This window comes from Stenotrophomonas terrae, assembly GCF_001431465.1.
GTDB lineage: Bacteria > Pseudomonadota > Gammaproteobacteria > Xanthomonadales > Xanthomonadaceae > Stenotrophomonas > Stenotrophomonas terrae.
Genome location: NZ_LDJJ01000092.1, coordinates 1 through 972 on the forward strand (window position 1 = coordinate 1; position 972 = coordinate 972).

The following is a 972-nucleotide window of genomic DNA, read 5'->3' on the forward strand; positions in this document are numbered from 1 at the left end:
TTGCTGCACGTGCTGCCGGCATCATTAGAGCGCACCGAATGCTGCACTTCGCCAGCGTGAATGCTTGCACCGATGGTCAGACGGCTCAAGCTGCCACGTGCGGCCTTGCCAGCTTCCTCGGTACCTGCCAGTTCCGTGCTGACGCTTTCCTCTGCCATTGCCAGTTCGGTGCCGGCTTCCTGCTCGATAGACAACAACTCGTCGCCGGCAGGCTGTTCGAACGAGGCGATCGGTTCTTCGGCGGAAGGCGAACTCAGCGGATCCTGCGGTGCCGGCTCCTGCTGCTCGGCGACACTGTGGCCCTGCTCGGCCACGGCATGCTCAGCTACGGGTTGTTCGATTGCTTGCGGCTCCTGGGCGACGACAGGCTGCTCAGTAAACTGCGCGTCCTGCGCGACGACCGGAAGCGAAAACGCTGCGAGGGTCAGAGCGTAAAAACATTTCTTCATTGCTGGTTCTCATCTTCCGCTGGAAGCGGCTGCGTGTGTGGTTGTGCAATCCCGGCAGGCCGAAGGCCAACGCGGTGAGTGGAGCACTACTGAAGCCTGTCGTCCTTGGCTAGCAGGAGGCGCGAGGATTGTAGGCACGCGGCATAGGCACTTGGATTAGGGTTTGTCTGAAATTCGGGTTCGCAGATGCCGGTGTTTTACCGCTTGGGTTTGTCGGTATTTCCTGCCGCGCATCGGCAGACAGTTTGTTGCTGGCAACGCGGGCGTACTTGCGAGCGGGCGGATTGCGTCGGCGTGCGCGGCCAGGCTTGCCGGAGATCGCTTCCGGCACTGTCGCGAATTGGCGGCAGCTTCCGCGGCAGCGGGAAAAGCTGGCTGGGCGGGGCGCTTGCCTGTAATCTTGGCGTCCATCTTTTGGCCCCGTAGCTCAGCTGGATAGAGCGGTCCCCTCCTAAGGGACAGGTCGCACGTTCGAATCGTGTCGGGGTCACCATCTTTCGGCGCAGTCTGCGGCAGTTGCTGC

1 protein-coding gene and 1 tRNA gene are annotated in these 972 nt (G+C 61.8%); one reads left to right on the forward strand and one right to left on the reverse strand.

Annotated features, from left to right (window positions below; translation table 11 throughout):
• Positions 1-449: hypothetical protein (locus ABB27_RS18645; RefSeq protein WP_211263734.1), on the reverse strand; the 449-nt coding region annotated here is incomplete at its 3' end.
• 416 nt (positions 450-865) lie between these two features.
• Between ABB27_RS18645 and ABB27_RS18650 the strand changes: the two genes are divergently transcribed.
• A tRNA-Arg gene (locus ABB27_RS18650) sits at positions 866-942 on the forward strand.
• The last annotated feature ends 30 nt before the right edge of the window (positions 943-972 follow it).